Raw genomic sequence first — 1,396 nt, 5'->3', positions numbered from 1 at the left:
CAACTAACTTGAAAAACTCCGCCACCGAGAACACAGAGTTAACAGAGAAATACTTAAAAGATAGCAATCAACCTCTATGTAGCGCAAAGCGCCTCGGGATTCTCTGTGGTGCAAAAATTGTTTTTAGCAAAAAATGTTTTTAGTAGCAGCGATTTTATGTCGCGTATTTATGGGCATTAGCATTTTACTCGCGCCTCGTAGCCCGAAGCCTCCCATTCACTTCTATTTTTTTAATAAGACCTTTTAGTGATTTATGCACAAAGAGGGCGAAGAGACGCTGCGCTTTTAGAGAAAGACATAAAACAAAGCTGTTTTTAGCTAGTCACTGCCATGTATTGCCACGTTATCTTTGCTGAGTATGTAAGGTGACGATTTATAGTAAACAAAGAACCAGCCTGATACGGTTAATATTACGCCTAAACCGTATTCGTTAAGAGTCGGAATATACATAATCAATGTAAACACAACTGCCGAATACAATAAAAATATACCCCAAAATAATTTTGAGCTGATAAGTTTTAATCTCGTCTTGCAACTGGCACATTTAAAGTAAAATGGGAGTGCAGATAAAGAAAAGCTGAAAACATCTATTTTATGTTCACAGCGAGGACACAGACTCATAAATTTCCTTGTCAGTTTAAGCAACTTACTAAGTGCTTTTTACTTAGGCATCTCTTTTTTCTACTGCTTTCAAAGCACCCTGAGGTAATTTTCCGTATAATTCTGCAACTTTTTTCGGTCGTGAAATTCGATCCTCAACGATGAAGTTAATCATTTCGAACAAACTATGTGCTATTTCAGGATTGTCTGTTAACTCTATTTCACCAGGATGAACCCCGTTATTTCCGATAACCCTACAATAATCCAGAGCTTGTTGGACTTCGATAGGCAAACCTTTCTTGACCAAAGAACCTATATCATCATTAATATTCTTACCTTTTTCACCTAATTCAGACATTAACTTTTGTACGCACAAACGAAGTAAAGCTGCTGCAGCGCGTGGTGAACGTGCAACAATATCACGTGCTTCATCATATTCTGTTGAACATGATTTTGGTAAATCTAAATGAGGCGGTGGAACAGGCGCTTCAGAAGGTACTATCATACGATTTTTGTACCAAAAAGATTTTTCATCACAATGAGAGCATTTACTAAACTTGAATTCAGTATTGTATGAATGGCTATATGTACTCCATTTAAGTGTTGTCCAACTTTGTTGTGCAAAAACACCACATAATATGCAGTGAAATTTTTCTTCTTCGAAAGTGGGGGGATAATATTTACTCATGTTGAACTCACATCTCCGTGTTGAAAAACCCTTAGCCTCTTAAAGCCAAGCTAAAGCGCGCCGTTTTTTGGCGTCGCATTTGAGCTTTTTGTGTACGCCCGACATGGG

The 1,396-nt window shown here is 37.9% G+C and carries 2 protein-coding genes; both read right to left on the bottom strand.

What is annotated here, in order from left to right; genetic code table 11:
- Positions 1–318: 318 nt before the first annotated feature.
- Positions 319–465, bottom strand: a complete 147-nt coding sequence (locus tag CWC14_RS19225; RefSeq protein ID WP_171036879.1) for a hypothetical protein — start codon at positions 463–465, stop codon at positions 319–321.
- Between the two features lie 199 nt (positions 466–664).
- Positions 665–1,288, bottom strand: coding sequence for a DUF4145 domain-containing protein (locus CWC14_RS18165; RefSeq protein ID WP_138564294.1), 624 nt, complete (start codon positions 1,286–1,288; stop codon positions 665–667).
- Between the last annotated feature and the right edge of the window lie 108 nt (positions 1,289–1,396).

It is taken from the genome of Pseudoalteromonas sp. S3260, assembly GCF_005886925.1.
Lineage (GTDB): Bacteria > Pseudomonadota > Gammaproteobacteria > Enterobacterales > Alteromonadaceae > Pseudoalteromonas > Pseudoalteromonas tetraodonis.
The sequence above is the reverse complement of the archived record's forward strand: the minus strand, read 5'-3'. Positions and strand labels throughout refer to the sequence as shown.